This is a genomic window from Bacillus sp. URHA0034, assembly GCF_056280405.1.
Map to the genome: position 1 here is coordinate 6,144,356 of NZ_JBWCDK010000002.1, position 24,417 is coordinate 6,168,772.

General features: G+C 36.8%; 26 protein-coding genes and 1 pseudogene. 8 read left to right on the plus strand and 19 right to left on the minus strand.

The window, feature by feature from the left end:
* Positions 1 to 9: 9 nt before the first annotated feature.
* The 6 genes from ACZ9EE_RS31915 to ACZ9EE_RS31940 all read right to left on the minus strand — a co-directional run bounded on the left by ACZ9EE_RS31915 (position 10) and on the right by ACZ9EE_RS31940 (position 4,620).
* Positions 10 to 615 carry a sugar phosphate isomerase/epimerase family protein gene (locus ACZ9EE_RS31915; RefSeq protein ID WP_476032661.1) on the minus strand — a complete coding sequence of 202 codons (606 nt, stop codon included), beginning with the start codon at positions 613 to 615 and terminating at the stop codon, positions 10 to 12.
* A 574-nt stretch (positions 616 to 1,189) separates the two neighbouring features.
* Entirely contained in the window at positions 1,190 to 1,510 is a 321-nt protein-coding gene (locus ACZ9EE_RS31920) for a ribonuclease E inhibitor RraB (RefSeq protein WP_476032663.1), read from the minus strand.
* A gap of 346 nt (positions 1,511 to 1,856) precedes the next feature.
* Positions 1,857 to 2,414: a general stress protein gene (locus ACZ9EE_RS31925; protein ID WP_476032665.1), complete on the minus strand. Its 558-nt coding sequence runs from the start codon at positions 2,412 to 2,414 to the stop codon at positions 1,857 to 1,859.
* A 162-nt stretch (positions 2,415 to 2,576) separates the two neighbouring features.
* Positions 2,577 to 3,617 (minus strand): DnaB-like helicase C-terminal domain-containing protein, encoded by a 1,041-nt coding sequence (locus ACZ9EE_RS31930; RefSeq protein WP_476032667.1) that lies wholly within the window; start codon positions 3,615 to 3,617, stop codon positions 2,577 to 2,579.
* A gap of 2 nt (positions 3,618 to 3,619) precedes the next feature.
* Positions 3,620 to 3,994, minus strand: a complete 375-nt coding sequence (locus ACZ9EE_RS31935; RefSeq protein ID WP_476032669.1) for a DnaD domain protein — start codon at positions 3,992 to 3,994, stop codon at positions 3,620 to 3,622.
* Positions 3,995 to 4,011: 17 nt separating this feature from the next.
* Entirely contained in the window at positions 4,012 to 4,620 is a 609-nt protein-coding gene (locus ACZ9EE_RS31940) for a hypothetical protein (protein ID WP_476032671.1), read from the minus strand.
* Between the two features lie 93 nt (positions 4,621 to 4,713).
* Between ACZ9EE_RS31940 and ACZ9EE_RS31945 the strand changes: the two genes are divergently transcribed.
* The 3 genes and pseudogenes from ACZ9EE_RS31945 to ACZ9EE_RS31955 form a co-directional block, all read left to right on the plus strand.
* Positions 4,714 to 4,878, plus strand: a complete 165-nt coding sequence (locus ACZ9EE_RS31945; RefSeq protein ID WP_476032673.1) for a hypothetical protein — start codon at positions 4,714 to 4,716, stop codon at positions 4,876 to 4,878.
* 107 nt (positions 4,879 to 4,985) lie between these two features.
* Positions 4,986 to 5,837, plus strand: coding sequence for a hypothetical protein (locus ACZ9EE_RS31950; protein ID WP_476032675.1), 852 nt, complete (start codon positions 4,986 to 4,988; stop codon positions 5,835 to 5,837).
* A gap of 620 nt (positions 5,838 to 6,457) precedes the next feature.
* Positions 6,458 to 6,637, plus strand: a pseudogene (locus ACZ9EE_RS31955) (IS3 family transposase); the annotation flags it as partial.
* 6 nt (positions 6,638 to 6,643) lie between these two features.
* On the opposite strand, the gene ACZ9EE_RS31960 reads toward ACZ9EE_RS31955, so the two are convergent.
* From ACZ9EE_RS31960 to ACZ9EE_RS31970, 3 genes are all read right to left on the minus strand, one after another.
* A complete protein-coding gene (locus ACZ9EE_RS31960; RefSeq protein ID WP_476032677.1) occupies positions 6,644 to 7,036 on the minus strand; it encodes a C40 family peptidase in 393 nt (130 codons plus the stop codon).
* 708 nt (positions 7,037 to 7,744) lie between these two features.
* Positions 7,745 to 8,236 (minus strand): hypothetical protein, encoded by a 492-nt coding sequence (locus tag ACZ9EE_RS31965; protein WP_476032679.1) that lies wholly within the window; start codon positions 8,234 to 8,236, stop codon positions 7,745 to 7,747.
* 345 nt (positions 8,237 to 8,581) lie between these two features.
* On the minus strand, positions 8,582 to 10,564 hold the full coding sequence (locus tag ACZ9EE_RS31970; protein ID WP_476032681.1) for an outer membrane protein assembly factor BamB family protein: 1,983 nt from the start codon (positions 10,562 to 10,564) through the stop codon (positions 8,582 to 8,584).
* Positions 10,565 to 10,818: 254 nt separating this feature from the next.
* Here ACZ9EE_RS31970 and ACZ9EE_RS31975 point away from each other — a divergent pair, with 254 nt between their 5' ends.
* Complete coding sequence (locus ACZ9EE_RS31975) at positions 10,819 to 11,280, plus strand: hypothetical protein (RefSeq protein WP_476032683.1); 462 nt, start codon at positions 10,819 to 10,821, stop codon at positions 11,278 to 11,280.
* A gap of 234 nt (positions 11,281 to 11,514) precedes the next feature.
* Positions 11,515 to 12,654: a zinc-dependent alcohol dehydrogenase gene (locus ACZ9EE_RS31980; RefSeq protein ID WP_476032685.1), complete on the plus strand. Its 1,140-nt coding sequence runs from the start codon at positions 11,515 to 11,517 to the stop codon at positions 12,652 to 12,654.
* A gap of 107 nt (positions 12,655 to 12,761) precedes the next feature.
* On the opposite strand, the gene ACZ9EE_RS31985 is transcribed toward ACZ9EE_RS31980, so the two are convergent.
* Positions 12,762 to 14,141, minus strand: coding sequence for a M28 family peptidase (locus ACZ9EE_RS31985; RefSeq protein ID WP_476032687.1), 1,380 nt, complete (start codon positions 14,139 to 14,141; stop codon positions 12,762 to 12,764).
* Positions 14,142 to 14,519: 378 nt separating this feature from the next.
* Between ACZ9EE_RS31985 and ACZ9EE_RS31990 the strand changes: the two genes are divergently transcribed.
* Positions 14,520 to 14,903: a MazG nucleotide pyrophosphohydrolase domain-containing protein gene (locus ACZ9EE_RS31990; protein ID WP_476032689.1), complete on the plus strand. Its 384-nt coding sequence runs from the start codon at positions 14,520 to 14,522 to the stop codon at positions 14,901 to 14,903.
* 138 nt (positions 14,904 to 15,041) lie between these two features.
* Positions 15,042 to 15,521: a pyridoxamine 5'-phosphate oxidase family protein gene (locus tag ACZ9EE_RS31995; protein WP_476032691.1), complete on the plus strand. Its 480-nt coding sequence runs from the start codon at positions 15,042 to 15,044 to the stop codon at positions 15,519 to 15,521.
* 356 nt (positions 15,522 to 15,877) lie between these two features.
* Here the strand turns inward: ACZ9EE_RS31995 and ACZ9EE_RS32000 are convergent, their stop codons facing one another.
* The 4 genes from ACZ9EE_RS32000 to ACZ9EE_RS32015 form a co-directional block, all read right to left on the minus strand.
* A complete protein-coding gene (locus tag ACZ9EE_RS32000) occupies positions 15,878 to 16,045 on the minus strand; it encodes a hypothetical protein (RefSeq protein WP_476032692.1) in 168 nt (55 codons plus the stop codon).
* Between the two features lie 277 nt (positions 16,046 to 16,322).
* The gene (locus tag ACZ9EE_RS32005) at positions 16,323 to 17,450 is read right to left on the minus strand and encodes a YsnF/AvaK domain-containing protein (RefSeq protein ID WP_476032694.1); all 1,128 of its coding nucleotides are present in this window, start codon (positions 17,448 to 17,450) and stop codon (positions 16,323 to 16,325) included.
* A 207-nt stretch (positions 17,451 to 17,657) separates the two neighbouring features.
* On the minus strand, positions 17,658 to 18,926 hold the full coding sequence (locus tag ACZ9EE_RS32010; protein WP_476032696.1) for an efflux RND transporter periplasmic adaptor subunit: 1,269 nt from the start codon (positions 18,924 to 18,926) through the stop codon (positions 17,658 to 17,660).
* Positions 18,927 to 19,222: 296 nt separating this feature from the next.
* On the minus strand, positions 19,223 to 19,393 hold the full coding sequence (locus ACZ9EE_RS32015) for a hypothetical protein (protein WP_476032698.1): 171 nt from the start codon (positions 19,391 to 19,393) through the stop codon (positions 19,223 to 19,225).
* A 355-nt stretch (positions 19,394 to 19,748) separates the two neighbouring features.
* Between ACZ9EE_RS32015 and ACZ9EE_RS32020 the strand changes: the two genes are divergently transcribed.
* On the plus strand, positions 19,749 to 20,510 hold the full coding sequence (locus ACZ9EE_RS32020; RefSeq protein ID WP_476032700.1) for a hypothetical protein: 762 nt from the start codon (positions 19,749 to 19,751) through the stop codon (positions 20,508 to 20,510).
* Between the two features lie 528 nt (positions 20,511 to 21,038).
* Here ACZ9EE_RS32020 and ACZ9EE_RS32025 read toward each other — a convergent pair.
* The 5 genes from ACZ9EE_RS32025 to ycaC form a co-directional block, all read right to left on the minus strand.
* Positions 21,039 to 21,794: a hypothetical protein gene (locus ACZ9EE_RS32025; RefSeq protein ID WP_476032702.1), complete on the minus strand. Its 756-nt coding sequence runs from the start codon at positions 21,792 to 21,794 to the stop codon at positions 21,039 to 21,041.
* Entirely contained in the window at positions 21,795 to 22,460 is a 666-nt protein-coding gene (locus ACZ9EE_RS32030; RefSeq protein ID WP_476032704.1) for a hypothetical protein, read from the minus strand.
* 498 nt (positions 22,461 to 22,958) lie between these two features.
* The gene (locus ACZ9EE_RS32035; protein WP_476032706.1) at positions 22,959 to 23,207 is read right to left on the minus strand and encodes a hypothetical protein; all 249 of its coding nucleotides are present in this window, start codon (positions 23,205 to 23,207) and stop codon (positions 22,959 to 22,961) included.
* The gene (locus ACZ9EE_RS32040) at positions 23,207 to 23,449 is read right to left on the minus strand and encodes a hypothetical protein (RefSeq protein WP_476032708.1); all 243 of its coding nucleotides are present in this window, start codon (positions 23,447 to 23,449) and stop codon (positions 23,207 to 23,209) included. The genes ACZ9EE_RS32035 and ACZ9EE_RS32040 overlap by 1 nt, the downstream gene beginning before the upstream one ends.
* 233 nt (positions 23,450 to 23,682) lie before the next feature.
* On the minus strand, positions 23,683 to 24,327 hold the full coding sequence (ycaC, locus tag ACZ9EE_RS32045; RefSeq protein ID WP_476032709.1) for an isochorismate family cysteine hydrolase YcaC: 645 nt from the start codon (positions 24,325 to 24,327) through the stop codon (positions 23,683 to 23,685).
* Positions 24,328 to 24,417 lie beyond the last annotated feature (90 nt).

Genomic DNA, 24,417 nt, shown 5'->3' on the forward strand with positions numbered 1-24,417 from the left:
TAATAAAAATTACTCTTTTACAGAAAATTTTTTCTCAGATTTTATCTTTTGTAAAAATCCCTGAACTCCCTCAAAAGCTTTCTTGGGAATCTGGTCATCCTCTTCCAAGAATGGCTCTTTGTGCAACACTTCAATAGAACCTGGTCCTGTATAATGAATGTTGTCCAACGCTCGGAAGAATCCTGTAAGGTATATCACACCTTCACCAGGCAGAAGGCGTTCTCCGTCGTGTGCATCGCTAGGAGCTTGATCAGTGTCGTTCACATGGACATACACGATTTGCTTTGGTGACAACGAAAGAAGGTCATCAATCGTTCCTTCCGTTGTATACCAATGATAACTATCGAGCAACAAACCGATATTCGATGCACCAATGCCGTCTATGTACTCTAATGTATCCTTCAACGTGTACACAAACGGATAGGCTTTATTGCGTAAATGATGAGGGCCGACAAATTCCAACCCCAACCGAATCCCATATGGTGCAAGAACATTTGCAATTAAACGAAAACGTAGTGCCAGTGCAAGCTCCACCCGTTTCTCTAATTTTCCCAGTTCTTCCTGAAACACCGCTTCGTCCGCATATACATCAATTGGTGCGAAAAGCTGCTGCACATGGTTGTGGCCATCGATTGATGAACCCCCCGTACCATATGCGGCACGGCTTGAATCTTAAAGGAAAAGTATTATCAGTATTATAATGAGAGGCTCTATGAAATGCGAGAAACAGGAATCATTCAAGATAAACCGATTCGTTTTAATTATAATGGCGAAATGATGGAGTGGGATTGGTTGAATCAATGATTACGGCAAATGGCTTCTAGAAAAAATAGGACCCCTATATAAGAGAATCCTAATATTTGAAAAACAGTTGCTTCTTTATTGGCAATAATAAAACTTTTACTTATACAAATTTTCAATCGTACAATATATATGCAAAAATTTATGTATTTTGATACTAAAATTACTAGATCTGTGAAGAAACTATAAAATAACCTTTTTAATCCCAGACAAAAAAATATTGAGCAAGCTCTGTTGAGAAATAGAGTTTGGAGTTCAAACAACACAATGCCAAACAAGATCCATTTTTCCGGATAAAACTTGGCACTTTGTTGTTTAGTTTAGTTAAGTATACATTTTTTCTTAGACTTACCTTATAAATATAACAATACCATTTAACTCCATCCTTTTAGTCGACAAAAATGCCCCAGCCGTCAGAATAACCACCATATGGTTTACTTAAGTCATCTAGTTTCTTCTGTATGTTGATTAATTCATTATAATTCAAAAGCATTCTTTTTGAGCAACAACATGCCCACTCGTCCGTTTCATCGTCTTGATCTAAAAAACAATTGAACCCTTCTCCTTTTAGTACATTCGATAATTTTTCACCTGTTGTTTGATCAGGCACAGCCACAAAAAATTCGACTGTTTGTTGTTTTTTAAAATTTATTCCATCTTTATAAAGACTTTGTAAAGCCTCTCCATCACCATCATTAGGAAATTTCATTCGTTTTCCCTCCATCTTCGTATACTTTCAAAGTTGTTATTATAATTCAATTATTTCTTTTCGACCAGTCATAAGATTAAGCTCATTCATTACTACTAGTATTCATCTCATATACAGGGTTAATTACTTTTTCTGTATTCCTAATTCATGGTAATTTACTGAATTAAATATAAACACGCCATAAGGGTTCATTATTAGATTAAAATCGCTATTTCAATAAAAAAATCTATTATCATTTTAGCGTCAGTATAGAAAAAAATAAAAGACGAAAAAAGGTACAGTCTCCACTTGAAGACAGTACCCTTTTCAGTATCAATCATTAATAATTCTCTGTTGATGTCTAAGCTCATATTTGATTCAAAGAAGTGACCGGAGTATTGTATGGATCATTTGATCTAGTGGTTACGTCAGTATCGTTTTGGTTAACACTGGTATCAACTCGTTGTCCTTCCCTTAAACGGTTTTGTCGGCGTTCCGCCACAACAAGGAATTTACCTTCTTTTACATAACCTTCGTAATGGTCAGCCTCTTCTTCAGGAATTCCTAATCCAATTAAAACTCCTGCCAAACCTCCTACTCCTGCTCCGGCAGCCGCCCCAGTTAAGGAAGCAGCTAATGGTCCAGCCGCTATAATAGGTCCGATTCCTGGTATAGCGAGGGCACCAACCCCAACAAGGAGTCCTACTAACCCACCAAGTGCACCGCCTGTCGCAGCTCCAGTAAGAGTGCTTTTTTCAGTTGTCGTACCAGTAGTATCATTAATGTCTTTTACAACGTCTTTGTTTTTGCCGATAACTGAAATATCTTCGGAAGCATAACCCTGTCGTTTTAAATCTTCCACTGCCTGAATAACCTCTTGTTCAGTATCGTAAACTCCCACCAAATGCTTTTCATGTTCATCCATTGGATTCCCTCCTTTGATTGGTAGTCCTTATTATAGCTACCCGTCCCAGGGAGGGATGAAACATTTATTCTTAATGTATAACCATTCTGTCTCTAAACTATTTTAGTCCACTTATAAAACTCCTTGTTTCGTAATTGACCACACTTACCTAATTATTTATGTCTAATCAACTATCTGAAACTGCCAGACTTCCATAAACTGACCCGATGCTGCCAAACAAATGACGGGGCAATTAAAATCCTTCGCCATCGTTTTCAGGGATTTAGAGATTTCCGTGACTTGCAAATGAGAGTTCCCTCCGTAAATTTGGCCAGCTTGGATTAATGTTAAGTAATCAATAAACAAAATTGGTTTCCTGTTTGGAAATTGATTGATCATTTTCCGCGTTTTCGCTCTTATTTCGGCAATCGATTGTCCTGCTCCATCAAAAATTTGCATTTGGGTTTCATTGAGGTCACCAATCACATCGGACCATTTTTCCTTTTGACTTTGATTAAGCAATCTCTTCGGATCCCGCATTTTTGCGCGGTTAAAGCCACCTGTTGACGCCATTAATCGGCTTGTGATCAGCCGTTCAGGCATCTCCAAGGAAAATACGAGGGGCAGAAATCCTGCCCAGCCCGTCATTTTGGCAAAATGCAGCATCACATCGGTTTTTCCCATGGAGGGTCTTGCTGCTAGAATGGTAACTTCCCCATTCTGAAATCCACCTGTCACGTTATCGAGCTTTTTGATGCCAGTAGTGGCACTGTTCCGTGTTACTTGATCCTCCCAGGGTGCCTCATAGATCGTGGACAATGCCTGTTGTATAGGCGTGTGATCCACCATCTTCAGTTGGTTAATGTTATCTAATTCTGTAACAACTCTTGCAATCTCCCAATCATTCATGGCTGCAACCGTCAAGATATTTCGCTTTTCCCGTTCCTTCCATTGCTCCAGAATGAGCTTCTCCATTCCTTCAAATTTTTCAAGGTCCGCAAACGCTAACAGCTCTGAGAGATAAGACATTCCACCGTAGGAATCAAGATCAGGTAAGGTTGTTAATGAAATCAAATCCACATTCTTACCGTCCCGATTGAACTCAACCATTTTTAGCATTAGGTCTTTATGTCGTGTACTTTCCAGCTGTTCAGGTAAAACCACCGTATCCTTGAGTAAATAATCCGCCTTCAACAAGCTGCCTAGGAATGCCTTTTCCACCATACTCATTCCTCTTCACCCGCCGTTAGATCGAGTTCAAATTCTCTTGGAATATGCCTTCCGGTTGGAAACGAATGGGCCGATTGTCTGTGCTCAGTAACGGACTTTTGGTTCTCCTGATAGGAATCAATTTCCTCTACGGTCAGTAATGATTCATTTTCCCAGTTTTTCAGGATTCCAACTACATAGTTCAGTCTTCGCTTATTATTGGCACATGCGATATTCATGGCTTTTAGAATGACATCTTTTGGTTGTAAGAAACTAGAATCTTCTAACCATGCTAACAGCTGTTGTTTCGCATTTATGTTCGAAAAACCAAACCCGTTGTAGTCCCAGAATTCAATGATTTCCTTCACATCTTCAAGTTTTTGATGATTCACCACGTCTGGATTATTCTCTATGTATGGATCAAGAGCTTCTTGTTGTTGTTTTTCTTTTTTATTTTTTTTTCTTTTTCTTTTTGGTCTCGAATCGTAAACAGCTGGGTGAACGTATCGTCTAGTTCTTCCTCTTCACTGTCTAAATAGGGAAGCGTTCCATTTTGGTCGTTACTTTCATTGCCGAATAACACTTCTTCTTGTTCACAAAATGATTCATAGATGCTGCGAAATTCCTTTTTAAGAATGGATTCGGCCACATATTCAATAAGTGAGCGATCTTCGACCTTTTTTAATTCGGAATAAATACAATCCATTATCGGTTTTCCACCTTTATGCAGGTTATCTTTCGCCCAGTTTTTTAAGGCGAGTTCTCTTGTTTCAGGATTGTAACGAATCAATTGGTGATGCCGGATAAATCGTTCCATTAACGCATCCACACTTTCAATCGAATAGCCCAGATCAAATGCCATTTGTTTTTTGGTGATTTTATAGATTCCAATCTGAGTTGTATTCGGATTGGTAAGTAGATATAGGTGAAAATACTTGTCTTCCGGGGTCATTTCTTCTAAAACAATCGGATTCCTCCAAAAATCAATATGTATGATTCGATACTTTGCCATCTTCAACCACTGCCCTTCTATTGGTATTACTTCCATTGTTTATTTATTGTTAAAAAAAGAGGTAGGACAGTAGGTTTTTCATAATCATGTGAATATTTTTTGACAAAAGAATTTCGGATTTCTCCGGTTTTACAAGGTGAATCAAAATATAATCTAAAAACTAAAATTGATATAAAAATAAGCGAAATTACGAAAAAACGGCTCCAAATTTACAAATTTGATGGCAAAAACACGCTTTTCATGCAAAAAGTGGCCCCAAATTAGAATTTTTGAAATTCGAATTCCATAGCCAAAACCGGTATTTTAGAAATGCCGGAAATGTGGGATTACACGTTAGCTGGCCTAGATTATGTGAAGAGGTGGCTAATCGTATGAATTTAAAATCTGGCACTATTGAGGGATTTGAATCGTTTTCCCAATTCGAAAGTTTAAAGGAGTTCAACCACCATATGGAAATGTGGTTGCTTGATCACAAAAAGGATTTTTCAAAGGGTGAATTAATCGGTTTAAAAAGATTAGTGCGGTTCTCTGCAAAAATCCCTGGTGTTTGCAATGCAAAGATTGGAACGATTTTAAAAGCGATTAATCAAGAATGTAAAGAAAACATCCTGTCACGTTCGACTTTTAAGCGGATGATTCTTAAAGGTAAAAAAATCGGGATTTTCACTGTCTATGAAACCGAAAGAAAGAACGGCTCCCAGTCCAGCAATCTCTATGTATTTAATCGTTATCCTTCTAATGAACCACCCAAACAAGAAAGCATGAACCGCCCTAAAGAAACTATTAATCTTTTAAAAACTGAAAAAGATCAAAAGATAAAAAAACGTAAAGAAGAACCGATTTATTTGGATTACACTTATGTGAGCAACCGTATTCCAGAGCCTTTCGTTGAAATCGTTAAATGCTTCTTTCCAGATGCAAAGGTGATTGAAGAATATTGGCGTATGGCCCATATCACGGCCTATGGCTATGAACTACATCATGAAACGGATTTAATGGTTAACCTTGCCATCCAATCCTTCAAGCAGTTAATTCGAAAACTAAAAGTAACAACCGCTGTAAAAAACCCGATTGCTTACTTTTATGGAATCTTAAAAGAGAAATTTTTTCAGTATTATGAGGAAATGCTTAACGAAAAGCACGAAACAGGTGTGATTCAATATAAACCGATTGGTTTTGAGTATAATGGTGAAAGAATCGAGTGGGATTGGTTGAATGTATAAATCTCATGGTGTTTTGCCTACCCCTGAACAGAGAAACCTATTGCAAATCTACCAAGATGCATTTCTGAAATCAAAAGCAATTGCTACCGTTTCTTTTGATGGTAAGGAAAGCATTCTTGGATATTTTGAGATTTCTATAATGGATAATGGTAATATCTATACAAATAAATTTAATAGTGAATTTTTCACAAGTAGTTTGGTATCTCCCTATAAGAGGTCACTCTTAGAGTCCAAAGTTAAAAGAAAAAGGGCGAACACCTTCAACTGGTGTTTCACCCTTTTACTTAGCCTTTACGTATTGTTCTTCAAAATAAAATCTTGTATTTTGCCGTAGCCTTTTTAATTATCTTGATTTTGTGGTTGAAATGGTTGATAAAACGTAATGTTATTTATGTTATTTCGTGACTTATTTCCGACCTGTTAATCTTCGCGTGTTGCATAATATAATAATTCACTAATATTCGCCCAAGCATTTAGGTATTCATATTTTTCCATGGTCTATACCTCCTTTGCACATGTATTTGATTTGTTAACTACTTACCATCAAAATTCCAATACTGTATCTACCCCTTTTCCATTTGATGAAACAGTTATTTGTTCATTTTTTCGTATAAGTTAGATTTATAGGGTTACTAAAACAAGAAATGTATTATGGAGAAAGACTGTGCTCATTTGAGGAATTAAAAAGAAGAATTGAAGAATATATCGATTATTATACTAACAAGCGCATAGACAAAAATTTGGCAGGTATGAGTCCGGTTCAATACCGTACCTATATCTGCCACATTAAACATTTATAACACTACCTATACTATCCTTTTAGCTCCAATAAATGCTTTCTCCCAATACGAGTTTAATTCTGAGATCATCACTTTTTTTCCTTGTCTATAGGTATGAAGCATCTGATCTTGTCCAATATAAATGGCTACATGTCCAATTTTTGATACCCCTTGCCTATTTTTTCGCTCTCTGGTCGTAAAAAATAGTAGATCTCCTTTCTTGATTTGATCAAAAGAAATCGGAATCCCTACTTCAAATTGCTGGCGAGAGTTTCTAGGGAGAATAATTCCATTAATTTCAAAAATACACTTTATAAATGAACTACAATCGAATGAATCTGTTTGATACGATGGAGCGTTAAACACATAAGGAGTTCCTAAATATTGTAAACCTGTTGAAATAATCTGAGTTGCAAGCATGGTTTCCCTCTTTTTCAGTTTTTACTATATAACATGTGTTAGAAGATTTTTTTGATTGGACAAAAGAATTTAAATTTTATTAGTGGGATCTTCTACTCTTTTAAAAACTTTACAAAGAATATGCCTCTTCCGAAATAGATGGATGCAATTTATGAACTACTCATTGAAATCCGTTATGCATTCACTAACTGTCTAATTTTTACAAGTAAGTTTTAGAAAATCAACTATTTACAAGTTTAGAATCTCAAATAAGATTTAAGGCACAAATTTGTAAATCGTACTTTTAAGGCACTCACAAAAAAAAGACCGAGTGCACTCTGGTCTACAGAAAAAAAGGAATTCGTTAGAATCCTTGATATTACTGAACTGGCTTAGCTACATTTTTTAACAAATCATCAACATGGTCCCGTTCATTTTCTATTAAACTTTAAAGTCCTTTTGAATCACTCCACCGAAGGATTAGGAATTGGAAACAGTTCTGATATTTTCCCTCTACGCAAAGTATGCCACCCTTACGAATCCCATTCCCATGAATCCGGTGGAACAGCAAAGGACTGACCCAAGAATTTAAAAAAATGAACATACATTCATGTAAAAATTTTCATTCGGAGCATAGAGATTTTCATTTCAGTCCGAATCCCATTAAGACAACAAGAGAATTTAAGAAGGTTAGATTGAATTATTATTGAGGAATCTCATTGGAGAGGTTTAATGATTTTTTAGTTTATAAATTTCCCTAGAATGCTCTGAAATCATTTGATCATAGTATTCGAGGTCATGTTTTGTTGCCATTGTTACTTTTATTTCTTTAACTTCCTTTAAGACGGAATCTAGTTTTTTTTCAATTGAGGTCACTTTTCCGTTTAACTCGGTCACTTTTTCATTTGTTTGAGTGATTTTTTCGTCCATTTCGGAAATTTTCCCGTTCAATTCAAAAATCTTTCCATCCATTTCGGATATTTTCCCGTTCAATCCAAAAATCTTTCCATCCATTTCGGAAATTTTCCCGTTCAATCCAAAAATTTTTCCATCTATTTCGGTAATTTTCTCGTTCATTTCAAAAATCTTTCCATCCATTTCGGTAATTTTCCCGTTCAATTCAAATATCTTTCCATCCATTTCGGTAATTTTAACATTTGATGCCGCAACTGCATTAATTAATTGATGCAATAAATCTCCCTGTCTTTTTTGTTCAGTCAAAATCAAATTAAGCGTTTTTTCCACTTTTCCTCACCACCCTCTCTTATTAGTTTTTATTATAGCCGATTTATGTTGGGAATTGTCGATAAAATTGGTTGAAATGAATCCTCCGCCATTTCGTTTACTCATCAAATCTGTGTCTTTATTAATATGAAAAAAGACCAGGTATTGCTTGATAATTATCCAAAGTATCATGGTTGATATGATCAACTATCCTTTCATCTGGACAATCATTTACCACTCTATGTAAAGTACCTTATTTTACAAAATGCTGCAAAAAAGGACAAGCTTGGAAGCACAAAAAAACCTGAGTCCGTAAACTCAGGTTGTCTTGGTTCTATAAAATTACTTCTTCTGCGAAAGCCACTTTGCCAATACTTCAGCCTGATCCTTATCAACAAGACCTCCAGGCATACGTCCGCCTCCGTTAATGATTTGATTTAATATCTCCTCTTCAGACATGGATACTCCAACATGTCTTAGGTCAGGACCTGCACCTCCCTCAAGATTTCCACCATGACAGGACATACAGCTCTTTTTGTAAATGACTTCAGCATTCATAGCAGCCGGCTGCTTCTTATCTTTTTCTTTATTCCCATGACTGCCATGATTGGCGGTATCCGTTTTTCCTTGACCTTCTGGATCTGCACCGCCCGGATCTTTTGAAGGGGTTACCGTTTTATTCCCCCCTAGTCCGTAGGTGACAATCTTTGTTCCAGTAACAAAAGTAACGAATTGTTTACCACCATCCATATAAATCGCCGGCGCCATCATAATCTGAGCTCCGCCTGTTTTCATGTTCCATAAGACTTTTCCAGTTTTAGTATCAAGGGCATTTACCGTTCCATCCAATTCGCCGTAAAAAGCGAGTCCTGTAGTCGTACTTGTAAAACCTCCGCGCATTGGTTGTTTGGTCTTAATCTGATAGGCATGCTTGCCAGTATTCACATCAATGGCTGTGATCGTACCGGATATGTCTTCGCCTTTTGGCGCCAACGTTATCGCAGTTCCTGGGAATAAACCATTTTTTTGCTCGACTTCATTTTCATCTTTCGCTGCAACCTCTAAAGATGGCTTATTAATACCAGGAATCAATACATAATTGGTTTTAGGATCATAGGTTTCCGGAGCATAGTTTTGTCCGCCTTCCGCTCCCGGCCATTGCATCGCCGGTTTATTTGGATCCGTCGGCTGTGTCGTGTGCTGGATTTTGACAAATGGAACGCCATTATAAATGGTATCCCCTGTTTTGGCATCCCACGCAAACCATTTTCCGTTCTTTCCGCCGTGTACGACGATTTTTTGCTTCTTGTTTTTGACCGTAGTATTAAGGATCATCGGAGTTGAGGTCGCATCATAATCCCATTCGTCCTCCTCATCCATTTCCGAATTTGCCCAAATCAATTTCCCTGTTTTACTTTCAAGAGCAACGACCGAGTCTGTATAAGGGTTTTTACCTGGGCGAATTTTCTTAAAAAAGTCAGGAGCAGGGTTACCCGTGCCAAAATACATCACGTCAGTATCCGGGTCAAAAGCAATCTGTCCCCAGACGGCTCCGCCTCCTGTATATTTACCCTTTACCCAATCTTCCCCCTTCTCAGGGACTGTCCAGAAGGGTTTATCCCAGGCTGGCGTCAAGTCACTTGCTTTATAGGCCATCACAAAGCCGCGAATACCATTATCGCCGCCGCTGCTTCCCACATAGACGTTTCCTTTATAGTACATTGGCGCCATTGTTTCATAATATCGGTTTTCAAGCTTGGCTCCTGGTATTGTATCCCAAAGGTTGATTATTTTAATCAATTTTCCGTCTTTTGCGTTAAGCTTGGCTAAGCGATTATCCGCAATAAGGACAAACACATTGCCTTCCGCAACAGCCACACCCCGACTGGCAACAACCTCTAGAAGGCTTAGATCCGCATGGTCAAGATGGTCAAGGACATCTTTTGGCGGCGTCCATTGCCAAATTTTCTTCCCATTTGAGGCATCAATGGCAAACACTCGGTTCATTGAGGTCGTGACATACATGACACCATCTTTCACTACTGGAAAATCCTCCGAGGCATTAGGAATCTTCTTCTCCCAATTTGCCAAATCTGCCTGCCAGACAATCCCTAAATCCTTCACATTGTCTTTTGTAATCTTGTTATAAGGGACATGCCGAGATTGTTGTAAGTCATACCCCCAAAGTGGGAAACCTGTATCCTTTTCGGAACTGGTCGTTTGTTTTTTGGCAGTGTCATGTTTTTTTGCAGGTTTCTGCTGACAGCCAACAATTAATACTACCGCCAATAAAGCCGCGAATATTGCTTTTAAATACCGAATCAAAAAAAGACCCTCCTAATGTATACGTTCAGAGTGATTGCCTCTATTTTTGGATGCTCTGAATTTTCCCATCCGGGGAGAATCCTACATTATTGGTCCTCACTCTTTTTTCTATATTGAGTATAAGATTCCTTAATTATGCAAAAAATCATTTAAATTACAGTAAGATTTTTAAGATGGTAGATGAGGAATATTTACCAAATGTGGAGACATTCTATATTTGAAATAAATTTAAAGAATCTCAGGATGGTGATTGAATGGAGACTTTCTCAAACATGACGAATCGTTTGGGTAGGTTTGTCTTATTACTTTGTATTCTCGTTTTGGGAGCATGGGCTTCTTCCCAAAGCGCGTTGGCTGCACCGGATAAAACGGTCGGTTCTGCGGAAAATGGAGGAATCAAACTTACGATTACTAACTATGCGATCTCAAACTATGGTCAAGAGATGATTCTGTATTATACCGTAGAATCTAAAGCAGGAAATTTAATAGAGGAAGACGGGAAAGGGCTTTTAAAAAACCTGGAAATTTCCATTGCGGATAATCGTCTTCAAGGGATTGATGCCGAACATAAAAAAATTAGCAATCAGAAATATCAAGGAGCGGTCAAGGTGAACATGCCGCAATATATACCTGCCACTTCAAGTGCTGCACTTAGTACAGATGCCATTCTAAATCAAAAAGGACAGTGGACAATTAACTTCCAAGTTAACAAATAGTTTAAAAAATATATTCTTAGTTCCCTGGGCCAAGCCTGGGGTTTTTAATTGTAATTTGTCGAACTTGACATGTTCACTAACCCCTTTTCTTATCCTCTATATATTGTTTTTCAAATAAAATCTTGTGTTTTGCCTTTCACCTTTTCATATTTTGCATTTTCTTTCTACCTGTAATAGAGAGAACCCGTAAAGGGTATATACCAATGGATGCATTTATTAATGAGGAGGGAAAGTATGAAAGCTGTAACGTTTCAAGGTGCAAAAGAAATCCAAGTAAAGGAAGTAGCAGATCCTACCCTTCAAAAGAAGGAGGATATAATTGTCAGAATTACCTCAACGGCGATCTGCGGTTCCGACCTTCATATTTACAAAGGTGCTCTTCCGACATCAAAAGATTATGTCATTGGACACGAACCAATGGGGATTGTGGAAGAAGTCGGACCGGAAGTAACAAAAGTGAAGAAAGGTGACCGCGTGGTACTGCCATTCAATATTTCTTGCGGACACTGCCATTACTGCCAGAATCATATGGAAAGTCAATGTGATCATTCCAATGGAAATCCCCATATTGATACAGGCGGTTATTTCGGGTTTACAGAAAGATACGGGGGGCATCCAGGCGGCCAAGCCGAATTGCTGCGCGTGCCTTATGGCAATTTCATGCCTTTTGTAATCCCGGAATCTGCCGAGGTGCCAGATGAAGCCGTGCTGTTCTTATCTGATGTTCTCCCGACTGCTTATTGGAGTGTCGAGAATGCAGGTGTTAAATCCGGTGATACAGTGGTCGTGCTTGGCTGCGGTCCAATTGGGTTAATGGCACAAAAGTTTGCCTGGATGAAAGGCGCTTCCCGAGTCATTGCAGTTGATAATCTTCCATACCGTTTAAACCATGCAAAAAAGATGAACAAAGTTGAAATCATTAACTTTGATGACTACGATGAAACAGGAGCATATATCGCGGAACTTACAAAAGGCGGAGCTGACGTGGTCATTGACTGTGTTGGAATGGATGGAGAAAAAACGCCTAGAGAAACAGTCGAACAAAAAATAAAGCTTTCCGGCGGTACGATCAGTGCTATCAGAATAGGCATGCAGGCTGTCCGCAAATTTGGCACCATTCAGCTGACAGGAGTATATGGCTCTAAGTATAATCAATTCCCTCTGGGAAATTTATTTGAAAGAAACATCCAACTAAAAATGGGGCAAGCCCCTGTCATTCATTACATGCAGACCCTGTTCGCTATGATCATATCCGGTCAAATCGATCCTACCGAAATCATCACCCACCGTGTACCGCTTGATCAGGCAAGCGAAGCGTATAAAATCTTCAATGACCATGAAGACGAATGTATCAAAGTCATTTTGAAGCCATAAAGAAAAGGCTGCTGATTGGTCGTTGTATTTATGCCTAAAGTAGAAACGCTTGAATCATTATTTTGATTCAAGCGTTTTTGATGATTACCTGATTATCTGGTTTATTATTAATCTACTGGACGATTTTCAAAGTTGTATTCCACTGACGCTGGTCTTACATGTGCACGATTAAGAGCCGGCGTATCAGGACGAACAATTTGATAGGCTGATGCTCCAACGATTGATGCCGCTTGTTGCAGCTTTTCTTTACTGATATGTTCAAGCGTATCTGTTGGCTTGTGATATTGAGGTTCAACCGGTGAATGAATAAATAGAGCAGAAGGAATGCCCACGTCATGGAATGGCTGATGGTCACTTCTACCTAACTGTCCATACGGCACCGCCACATCATACATTCTCGATGAGGCTGAGGCTCCTAAGTCTGTAACCAGATTTTTCTGACCATCAATTGTGTACATAATCAGTCCACCTAATGGATGATCTTCTCCAGCTTCCGCCCCGCCAATCATATCCATTTGGAAGTGGGCAACCATGCGGTCTATATCACTTTTTGGAAGCTGTGATACATAAAAGGATGAACCCATCATTCCTCTTTCTTCAGAACCGAACGTCAGGAAGCGGACTTCTGTATCAATCGGAGTATTGACAAAAATCCGTGCCAGCTCCAATACGGCTGAAACTCCGGAAGCATCGTCATTTGCTCCTGGTCCATTAGGAACGGAGTCATGGTGTGCTCCAATCGTGACAATCTGTCCTGTGTCCTTGTTCTTGTTTGGCTTTAAATTAGCCTCAACCACATAGGATGTTTTCTCGATCTTTTGGATATCGACATCTAAGGTGGCTGTAACCGGACCGTTCTTTAATTTATCAACTAAAGCTTTCCCTTGTGCTTGGGTAATAGCTACTGCTGGGAGTTCCCCATTGGCTTGGCCGAAATTATTACCAGTAGAACTGTTGTTATACATAAGTACCCCAACTGCTCCTTTAGAAACTACATTCTGCATTTTTTCAACGAACGTTGCATCTCCCCGCTCAACCAAGGCAATTTTCCCATTCACCTCATCCGTAACCGTGCCAGCTAATGCTTTTCCAACATTAACGAGCTCTGCCGTTACATTCCCGCTTCCACTACCGCTAAAGGCACGCCCACTTAAATCTACTCCGTCAACTTTAGCCAGTTGACGATTCGTCTTATAATCATAAATTGGAAACGGTATTCTTCTAGTTTCGAGTCCTAAGCTCTTAAACTGGCCTTCTATGTACTCAACCCCACGAACCTCTCCCTCGGTACCCGCTTCCCTAGGTACTGCCGATAGATATTTAATCGTATTGTACATATTCTCTGCACTGATTTTTTTGATAACCTTGTTGTCAAACGCTGTGTCTGCTTGTACATTTGGAGCACTACTTGTCTGAGCATACACCACCCCTGATGATAAAAGCATCCCTGTTGCTAGCACCGTGATCATCGTTTTCCTCCGAAACATGAAACTCCCCCTTTGATAAAGTGATACTATTCTATTATTCCAATTTTGGAAATTATAGTAAATGATAATCGTTTTACAAATTCTTAGAAATTCCGATATAATGCGCTAAAGACTTAATCCCCCACCAAAAGAATTCGTGGTTATCAGGCACTTCTTTTTCAAGCAACAAAGATATTTAAATAAAAAGTTACTCTTTTGTTTACATTTCATACCGAGAATTTTTCCTCCTTACCTTAATAAGGCCTTTCCAGGGTAAATGACTATGAATTCACTGAACAAAATGTTTTTGTTTAGGGGTTTTTACACCTTTCATTTATAATAAACCTTGTTACTTATACCTAATATTTATTTAAAATATCATTACATAGAGGTGCCACAATGAAGGAAATGCAGACGTTTTTAAAAAAGTATCATGAAGAAATGAACTGGGAAATTAATAATGAAAGTTATGAGAAAACACGAACTTCCCTTTTGAACAACTATATGCTCTTGACCACTGAGGTAGCTGAAGTCGCTGAAGAACTGAGAAAAGCTTTTAATTCCACCCATAGCCATATTTTAAATGGAATGAATGAAAGTAAAGCTTTTGATTTAGCGAAAGAAAATGCAAAGGAAGACTTAGGGAAGGAATTTGCTGATTGCTTAGCCTATATAATCAAATTTGCCAATTACTTTGACATTGATTTGGAAGAAAGCTTTTACAAAAAGATGGATGAGGTCAAAAACCGTAAAAATAGGGATGTGAGTTTGTCTAGAAAATAAAATTCTTCGAAATTAGTTGTTGTGAATAACTCAAATTTATTTAATCAAAACTTGAGTTATTCTAGTAATTTTCCATATCTGAATAAAAGTTGCTGTAAAGGGTAATATACCTCTAAAACATTTATGAGGTGATGGAACATGATCAAACAAGAAGAACTGGAAACTTTAAGAGAGTTAATCAAAGACATAGACACGGCCATGCTGACAACCTTAACGGAGGAAGGGCTTGTTTCCCGTCCGATGAAAACACAAGAAGTAGAGTTTGACGGTGACTTATGGTTTTTCACAAAAAAAGAGACTGATAAATATGAAGAAATTTTAGATGATCAAGATGTTAATGTGGCTTATGCAGGTAAATCCTATGTTTCGGTCCGTGGACGAGCGGAAATCGTTGAGGATTTAGACAAGAAGAAGGAATTGTGGAGCAAAGCCTATGAGAAAATTATGCAAACTTCTTATGATGATCCGAACGTTGTCTTGATCAAGGTAAAAGCGGAAGCAGCTGAATATTGGGATACGGGTAATTTCACGAAGAAAATCGCCTTTCTCTATAAACGTATGACCGGGCAGAGTTCTAAATCGACAGATGTTAATGAAACGGTTGAATTGAATCACTAATAGAAAAAATGGATTGTCTGGATATAGGACAATCCATTTTGCTCCGTTACGTTATGTTGATCCATTGGCAGCTATAGTAAACGATCATTTCGATTAAATGCTTTTATCATTTCTTTGGCATTCTTGATAGTTTAATAAAAACTCCCAAACCAGCTAAGAAAAACCCTAAACAAAACAAACTAGCAGGACTACCCCAAACGATGTCAGCCATAATAATCCCCCCTATATTTTATAAACATAGGATAATTTTACCATATAAACCAACTGCCCACCCAGCCCAAGTTCTTAAATTATGTACGTCTTTACTTCCATTTTTCTCAAAACAAACTTATTTATATTGGACAATCACCTAGATTTTAATTTTTTAGATTATCTAGTTTTTCAGATATAGATTTTAAGATATTGTTCTTTTCCTGCTGTATTTTTAAAATCTTTACTAAAAACCATATAATAAACACAACAGGACCAATATAAAATAAAATACTCACAAATGGAAATATTGAAAAAAGAATATTTTCTGACATAACTAACCCCCTCCCACTTGGATAATTATACCATAATATAATTCCTATTGTTTACTAGATTTTGAATGTTTTGAGGTTATGTAGAAAACATGATATGGACACATGAATGGTAGCTGCTGTGAGAATTTCACGTTATGAAAAATGCGCGTGTCCCAATTAATCTTTCAGTTTTTTTATAATTCAACAGAAAAAAGCTGACTTCAAAAGGGAACAATTTAGTCTTTTGAAATCAGCTTTTTTTACAGTATGACTATCCAATTTTAATCACTGACAATGATCATTTTTTCTTATTTTTTATTTGATTTTTATTTTCCTCTTTCAAAGAATTTTCGTTACTGTGGATTTCTTCTTTCGCATTAGCTACTGTAATCGGTACTTCACTTTCATTTATAACAGTAGGACCTGTTTGCATTCCGTTCGCTTCGATCTTATTATTTGAAGATACTTCTGGTTTGTTTTTATCTCCTTTAACAACTAGGGAGCCTGTGCGCTTTTCGCGGGTTTCTCCCTTTTTCTCCTCTTTCATTATGCTTTCAATGTCGGGATTTCCTTCCACTATTATAATATTTGGGCTTTCCTTTATAACTTCTTCTTGCCCAATATCAGCCTTCAGCAAAGTCGCTTCTTCCGTAACCGATGGGACAGAACGTTCCACAATTCGAGCTTCTTCTTTTCTAATAATATCCTGTACTTGCTTTGTTTCTTGAATTTTTCGTTTGCCTACAATCACTTCTTCAACCACTACAGGCCTTTTCGTTACTTCTATTCGTTCTTCCATTATCGGAATACGAATGATTTCATCCTCTGTAAATGCGGTGCCATCATACTTTCCATCAGTGACAGGACGACGCTCTATATATACTTCTTCACGTAAAAGTGGTACATAAACAGTACGCTGTTCTTCAACTATTTCTTTTTGGAGCTGTAATTCCCCGACTTGGACACGCTCTTTTATAATATCAAGCTTTTCTTCACGAAGTCGGACAGCTGTTGTTTTTTCGGTCTCAATTTGATCCTCATAAATAGGACTATTGTAAGTTTCATACGTATCAACCAGCAAAATGATTTTTCCATTATTTATTTCCTTTTCACACTGTTTTGCCGTAAATACTGGTAGTCCCCTCTCAATAAGCCTGCTGGACATGGCATTTGACGGGCTTCCCCCCATTCCTACCGTCATCAAGGAAAAAAAGCTTTCCATCATGACACCAGCTAAGGTACTCACTTGTATATCTGCTTCTACCAGAACACCAGTTCGAGAAGTGATTGATGGTATGTCACTTCGATATTTTGCCACAACCATCATATCTGTTTCCCGATGCCCCTGACGTTTCAAACCTTCAATCGCATACAAGACTTCTTGCTCTGAATAGAATGTTCCAACGATTCTTTTTTCCATGCTCATACTACCATGCCTCCCATAATGTACTAACGCAGTAAAAAAATAACATCGAGGTCATAGAATGTCTACCCGAGTACTCTTGGCTTGAAACATTTGCTAGAAGATATGATAAACACAAAAAAACCCGTCAATCACACTTGGGAGTTGACGAGTTTTCCTCCATTTCCACGGAATCGAAATATTCCTTGTTAAATTCTTCTTGATTAGTGCTTAATTTAGGTGAATGAATGTACCGAGGTGAACAATCCAGGATGGATTTACTCCTACTTTGTCTTCATCCTTTAACCCCTTAAGAATCGCCACCCATTCACCTCTTTTTTGACCAGTTTCTACCTTTTGTTTATGTAGAATTCCTTTCTTTTCTACAAATACATACGAGGTTTTTCCAATCGTTATGATGCTCGTTTCAGGAACTGCTATAAATTGTTGTGACTTGACAACTACGTCCAGTGAGGTTGAGTAGCCAGGATAGAGTCCTTTTTGTGAATCAAGACTTGCTTTAAAAGAATAGTAGGGAATCTTTCCATGTTGTGCAGCTTTATCCTTATTAACAGATGCTTTATATGTAGGATAATCACTTACCTCCGTTATTTCCCCGTTCCACTTCTTATTGGCAACTACATTAGAAGTTACGGTTATAGGTTGGCCTGGTGTAATTTTCGCTTTTTCTGCTTCTGTTAGCTTTCCTTCAATTTTAAACGGATCATTAGAAGCGATTTCCATGATGGCTAATTGCTGATTTTCTTTTGCTTGGAAACCTTGCCCTACATTTTTGTTCAAGTTAACAATCACGCCTGCAGTGTTGCTAGAGACAATTAAGGAATCGAGCTCGGCTTTGAGCTTTTCAGCCTCCAACGTATATTTTTCTACCTTTAATTCTGCCGCACGGGAGTCAGCTTTTGCTGTATTTAGTTCAGCCTTAAGTGACAGTATTGATGGATCAGCTATATGATCTGACTCACCCACATCTGTTAGATTGGTTGTAAGGGTGGTATTGGTTAAGTCAGTAGAACCAAGTGTAGTAGTAGACTCAGCCTCCAGTAAATCCTGTTCTAACGATGTGATTTGGTCTTTCAACTGTTGAGCACTCGTTTCTGCTAATTGTTTATTTATTTCTGCTTGTCCTAGTTCCCCCGTTAATGCTGAGCCTTCATAAGAAAAGAGCTGCTGACCTTTAGCAACCGTTTCCCCTTCTTTTACAAAAATCTCCTTTATAGATCCTTTTGATGCATTAACATAAATCGTGTCAGTATGACTTTGTACCACACGAGCAGACACTGTTTTTGTTTTCATAAATGTTTTTTCTGTTGGATTCATAAATACTAACTTCTTTAAATCCCTTTTATTAAATTCAATTAATGCAAAACTTAACATTACCAAAATGAGTATAAGAACAAGGAGCCCAAGTAAAATCCATTTCTTCTGACGCGGGGTACGTGCTTGTTCATTTTCTGTACCAATTCTCTTTGCTGTTTCCATAACCCTACCCTTTCAATATAGATTAATAGTGTATTTTGCAATAAATTGTAAAACAAATTACTACTCTATTGTCTATTTTTTACCAGTAACTTTCAAGAATTATTTTTAGTATATTGTACCATTTACAATTTTTTAGGGGAGAATCATATATTCAAGGCACGTTGATTAGATTAATAAATAGGTGATTAGCAAAAAAACGGAGAATTTGTTGATTCTCCGTTTTCACTAAAAATAATATGTAAATGTAGTAGTGATTGTATATGACCTTAGAACAAAACTTTAAATCAGTTTAAATCCTAGCCTGCTTTTTCTACTAAACAGTTTTTTTCCCATATTTCATATTCTTTAAATGCAGTCCAGCTTAACCACGATACTAGAATTCTTAATTCATTTGGTCCAACATACCAGTATTCCCAACGCTTCTTTTCAGAGTTCTGATAAATTCCTGTTTTGTGTACATAATACATTGAAAACACTCCTTGTTTGGTATCTATTATTTTAATAATTTTCAGAAAATAAACTATTAAAATAAGTATTCTCCATTTATCTATAAACTCCTGCTAAAGCGTTATCATTTAATCTTTCTTTACTTTTATATGATTCTTTATTAATTTAGGAATCAGTATTCCTGGACTAGTTTTTCGCTTCTAATATCAAACACATATTCGCTTCGGTTAGAGAAACCAATGATGGGTCCTTTAAAACACAGAGGATATCCTTAATAAATTAACAAAAGTTGTGGTACTATTACTAGGTGCTTTTAGTAACTACTACTATCAAAATAAGATATAATGATAAAAAAATACTTGAGGTGAACACAAATTGGATTTTAATTCTGAGTCAGAACAACATGTTGAAAAAGGCGATGATCAAGAATATAAACCAAGCGATTCTACTACTAGATTAGAAGCTGAAAAGGAACAAGATGATACCGGATTTCAAAAAAGATTTATGAATAGGAAAAAGAAAAATTCAGCTCATGTGAACAAACCGGAAATAGACTCACCAGCTAGGTTTCGATCGTCAAAAAAGAAAACGAAAAAGAAATTGGACATGTTTTGGGTCAAACTTCTCTTTAAAATCATTGTAGTAGCTGTTATCTGTTACAATTTCAAATTCATTTGGGACTATATGAAAGTCCCTAATAGTAATTTTACGCAGATATTATATGTAGTTGGAATTCGTGTAGGAATTAATTTTATTGGTATTTGGATTCTCTTTTATAAAAATTCGGTTATAAGATTTTATCTTTCCTTACTTGCCATTTTAGGATCAATTGCCTATTACTTCTATGATAATTATACGAATCAATCCTTTTTGGGGGATAACATGATCCCTTCGGTTCTTGTGATTTTATCAGTCTTGTTGGTTATAATCCCTAACGTAAATTATTATGGAAAAAGTATCGTATTACTGTTGATCCCTATATTAGGAATCTATTTTAGTGGCAATCGATTTGCAATCGTATGGGCTCTAATGTTTATTGCAGGATTGATCCTATTCTTTAGGGTTCCAAAAACAAAAAAATCAAAATCAAAGGAAAAGGAAGAACAAACTAGAAGAAATAAAAAGCAATCGGCTTAAAATTAGCTATTTGTATGAGTATTTAACCATTGCTGATTCATTTATTAAATGGGATAAGCCGAAAATGTACTAGTATTGAATAATAAATAGTACTTCAAATTATTAAACATTCTCCCAACGGAATCCTTGGATAAAGGCTTTAGAAAAACTTCAGTATTCTTTTCATATAAGTCAATAAGACAAAGACCACTCGTTATACAACTAGGAAATGGTCTTTGTCTTATTTCTTTCATTTGATTAATATGTAGGTGCTTTTTTAGCCCATTCCTTTCTAAATGGACTGGCAGAGTTTCATACGTTGCACCCAACTTATTACTCTCCTCTTGATGAGGATAAATATGAAGAGCTGGAAAAATTGTTAAAGAAGAACTGAACAGATAAAAGCCACTGAATTCAAAATTTCAGCGGCACTAACTTAATTTTAAATGGAAAGAGAATTTAATATAACAATAGCTTTTAGGGATAATAGAATTTTTGATAATAAAAAGGTACTTCATTGTAAGGATCAGTACCTTCAGGTGTTTTGTATCATTTATTTTGCATTTTAATAATATTATCCAACCAACCACCAGTTTTCATGGCATCCTTTATTTCAGCACCTGTATGCGATATAGCTGTGGCTCTTGATCCCTGTATGTCCATTATAACCATAATATTTTTATTACTATTTAATATTCCATCAAGAAACTTACGAGACACACCTGCAACTTCGTAATTCTTTAATTGCATATTTCGATTGCCCTCTTTTTTTGACTGAACTGCGATATCCTTAGAAACATAAAGGTATGGCATCTGTTCATTGTTATGAAAATTTGAAATGACGTTCCCTGTAATTTTTCCATCAATCATTTCTATTAATGTGTAAAAGGGCTCACCAATGGTTTCAGGAGAAGGAAAATTCACTAGTGATTCTTCAACCTCTGGAATATCAGGAAGTTTCCCTTCCTTTTCTAAGTCAGTAAGATGATTTACCATCCCTGACATTAATAACAAGTCCAAAGAGGATAAATCGTAATAACTCTTTTCGCTTCCAAAAACTTCTGTTAAACTTGCATTGTCTTTTACACAATCTACATGGACAGGATGTAAATGCAATTCGTAACTTTCTTTATTAAATCGACTTGCCGATCGAAATCGACTGTTAAGAGACTTATCACATATTGCACAAGTAACTGAATGTTCTTTGATTTTCTCTTCCATTTGTTGTTCAGCAAATATAATCTGTTGGCGACATTCTTCTCTTTTAGCCCTCTTGTCTTTTGGTATCTGTATAAACAGGTTCATTTATTTTCTTCCTTTCACATAATTTCTAAATTTTTTCCCACAATGGTTATGGATCATCTCAATATTTGCATCTTTTTTAGGTCCGTTTGGAATAAAAGCAATAAAACGCTCATGTCCTGTCTTAAACCCTTTTTGACACATAGGGCATTTAATTGTGCCGCCAATATTTTTAATCTCTTCGAATCGAGTCCTCGCAGCCTGACTAAGCATTTCTTTATTGCCTGTTCCCGCTTTATCATATTTCAGCAACACTTTATACTCGCCGTTTATTTTTTCAATGTCTATCATATTAAGATGAAAGTCCAGATCTCCTTTGAAATTAATGAGATCTTTTTCCACTGCAAGAAATTCTAAAGCACCAACTTCAATATCGCCTTCAGGAGTAATGTTCCCTGGTTGATTTAATTTTTCATCAATACACATAGCGTGTGCCGCAAATAAATGCATGTTCTTATGGTGATGTGATCCATTTGGAACAACAACACCTAATTTAAATTGCCTTCCTATTATGAGGTGACATTTCCTGCAACGGATATTTTCATGTTCAAGTTTATCCTTGAAATATCGCTCAGCCTCTGCTAACACAGTTAAAAACTTTCCCTCAGAAATATTAAAATTTGGAAACTCTAGTAATGACTCAATTTCCACTGTAAAAAAGTGTTCCAATATACCTACCTCCCTAATCCAATTAACTAATCCATTTTATGTTCTTTGCTTTATAAATAGACTCTTATTTTAGTAGGTGGAACGGACATTGATGGTCTTAAACCCGTAGTTGTCGCTTGAGGGAGTTATTCTAGGTTTGAAGGACCGCAGCATTAGATACCCCTACCACACAACGTAAAAGGATTACAGGGGCGAGAAACAATATCCTTTTTACCATCATTTACCACGAAGCAAACACTGGCTGGAGGAATTTATAGAACAAGTACAATTCTAATAAAAGCCACCATATATTGGCGGCTTTAAAAAAATTCTTTACTATGAATTATGACTGAAGATTAGCCATCATGATAAACTTATATAACTTTTCTATTTGTTCTTCTAAATCTAAGGACTCAATTTCTTTGCATTTTTCTATCACCTTTTTTGCTACTTTGGGCTTATTAAAAATACTACTATCAGCTATTTTTTTTCTATATATTCCGTATAGAGATGAGCATATTAAGGGTTGAAAGGGGTGTTTTCCTTAAACGTTTGTCCATTTAATAGGTCTGCAGAAGGTTTTTCAACCCTACGTACTATATCTTTAGTAAAGATTTCAAGAAAAATAGAATCTGGAACATAATTCTCTATTTCTTTTCCTTTTGTTACCCACAATCCAAAATTATCGCTTTCTCTCTCCCTCTTTATCAGCCTTTTATCTGCTTTTTTATAGTCGGTCCTATCAGAATATATATCGCTATCTGCCACTACAAAAGCATATCTACTAGTTGATACCAGCTCAATTGGGTTAAATCACTGTCTTGTTCTTCATTATCGTAATCATAATACGTTAGTAAAGATCCCCCATACATAACAAAACTATTATGTTTCCCTTCTGTAAGACCCTGTTTCTTCTTTGATTTACAATATAAGTCAAGCCAATGTTTTATATAGATACGGTCGCTTGGCCCTTCCACCCAAATGACACATATACCGTTTGTGATTTCCACCTTCTTTCATAACCTTTCTTGTTTCTTCAAAAATTTTATCCAATTGGTAATATGCATTCTGTAGTCCGGTGGAATACCGGGCGTAAGCTTTTTAGTTTAAGCCGTAATCGTAAAAAATAAAATCCTGGCTACACTTCTTATATTAAAAAAAGGAGCTCTGATAAAATCAGCGCTATCTTTATGCTATCCACTTTTTAAAAAAGTGATTTATATCCTATGTCTTAGTAATAAATCTATGCCTTTTGTTTACTGAGATCTCGCTGAGCTCCCATATAGGTTCCAATTATATTTTGATAACCTGGAAGATTACTAGCAAGCAAATTGCCAAAACCTTCGACATCGTTGCGCCAATCGCGTTGTAATTCGCACGCTACGCTAAACCAGTTCATAAGTTGCACGCCACTATGTGCCATACGCGTATTGGCGGCATCTGCAACTTGTTTGCTGAAGGTTCCTGAAGCATCAGTAACAGCAAATACCTCATACCCAGCTTTTATAGCGGAAAGTGCCGGGAAAGCAACGCAAACATCCGTAACTACGCCCGCGATGATAAGTTGTTTTTTACCAGTTTCTTCGATTGCTTTTACAAAATTATCATTATCCCAAGCGTTAATTTGTCCAGGACGGGCTATTTTTGGTGCGTTAGGAAAAAGATCAACCAATTCTTGAATAAGTGGTCCATTAGGTCCGTTTTCAAAGCTTGTTGTTAAAATAACTGGTAAATCAAAAAACTTAGCAGTATGAGCAAGAGCTAAAACATTGTTCTTAAATTCATCAACACCATAGTCGCGCACTAGTCCAGCCATAAGGCCAGTTTGATGATCCACTAAAAGAACAACAGCATCATCTTTATTAATACGAGAATAGAGATCAGACATTATGTATTCCTCCTAAAAATTAAGTAATCGAAGAAAGTTTAAACATTGGAATACTATAAATTCCTTCGTTTGTTACAATTGGTTTATAAC

Excerpts from the sequence above, each read along its gene's own strand:
- ACZ9EE_RS31985 (WP_476032687.1), bottom strand. The coding sequence starts at position 14,141 with ATGTTTCGGAGGAAAACGATGATCACGGTGCTAGCAACAGGGATGCTT.
- ACZ9EE_RS31920 (WP_476032663.1), bottom strand. The coding sequence starts at position 1,510 with ATGAAATTTCCTAATGATGGTGATGGAGAGGCTTTACAAAGTCTTTAT.
- ACZ9EE_RS31980 (WP_476032685.1), top strand. The coding sequence starts at position 11,515 with ATGAAAGCTGTAACGTTTCAAGGTGCAAAAGAAATCCAAGTAAAGGAA.
- ACZ9EE_RS32015 (WP_476032698.1), bottom strand. The coding sequence starts at position 19,393 with ATGTATTATGTACACAAAACAGGAATTTATCAGAACTCTGAAAAGAAG.
- ACZ9EE_RS32005 (WP_476032694.1), bottom strand. The coding sequence starts at position 17,450 with ATGAGCATGGAAAAAAGAATCGTTGGAACATTCTATTCAGAGCAAGAA.
- ACZ9EE_RS31930 (WP_476032667.1), bottom strand. The coding sequence starts at position 3,617 with ATGGTGGAAAAGGCATTCCTAGGCAGCTTGTTGAAGGCGGATTATTTA.
- ACZ9EE_RS31995 (WP_476032691.1), top strand. The coding sequence starts at position 15,042 with ATGATCAAACAAGAAGAACTGGAAACTTTAAGAGAGTTAATCAAAGAC.
- ACZ9EE_RS32000 (WP_476032692.1), bottom strand. The coding sequence starts at position 16,045 with ATGTCAGAAAATATTCTTTTTTCAATATTTCCATTTGTGAGTATTTTA.
- ACZ9EE_RS32010 (WP_476032696.1), bottom strand. The coding sequence starts at position 18,926 with ATGGAAACAGCAAAGAGAATTGGTACAGAAAATGAACAAGCACGTACC.
- ycaC (WP_476032709.1), bottom strand. The coding sequence starts at position 24,327 with ATGTCTGATCTCTATTCTCGTATTAATAAAGATGATGCTGTTGTTCTT.
- ACZ9EE_RS31925 (WP_476032665.1), bottom strand. The coding sequence starts at position 2,414 with ATGGATGAACATGAAAAGCATTTGGTGGGAGTTTACGATACTGAACAA.
- ACZ9EE_RS31950 (WP_476032675.1), top strand. The coding sequence starts at position 4,986 with ATGAATTTAAAATCTGGCACTATTGAGGGATTTGAATCGTTTTCCCAA.
- ACZ9EE_RS32025 (WP_476032702.1), bottom strand. The coding sequence starts at position 21,794 with ATGAACCTGTTTATACAGATACCAAAAGACAAGAGGGCTAAAAGAGAA.
- ACZ9EE_RS31990 (WP_476032689.1), top strand. The coding sequence starts at position 14,520 with ATGAAGGAAATGCAGACGTTTTTAAAAAAGTATCATGAAGAAATGAAC.
- ACZ9EE_RS31975 (WP_476032683.1), top strand. The coding sequence starts at position 10,819 with ATGGAGACTTTCTCAAACATGACGAATCGTTTGGGTAGGTTTGTCTTA.
- ACZ9EE_RS31960 (WP_476032677.1), bottom strand. The coding sequence starts at position 7,036 with ATGCTTGCAACTCAGATTATTTCAACAGGTTTACAATATTTAGGAACT.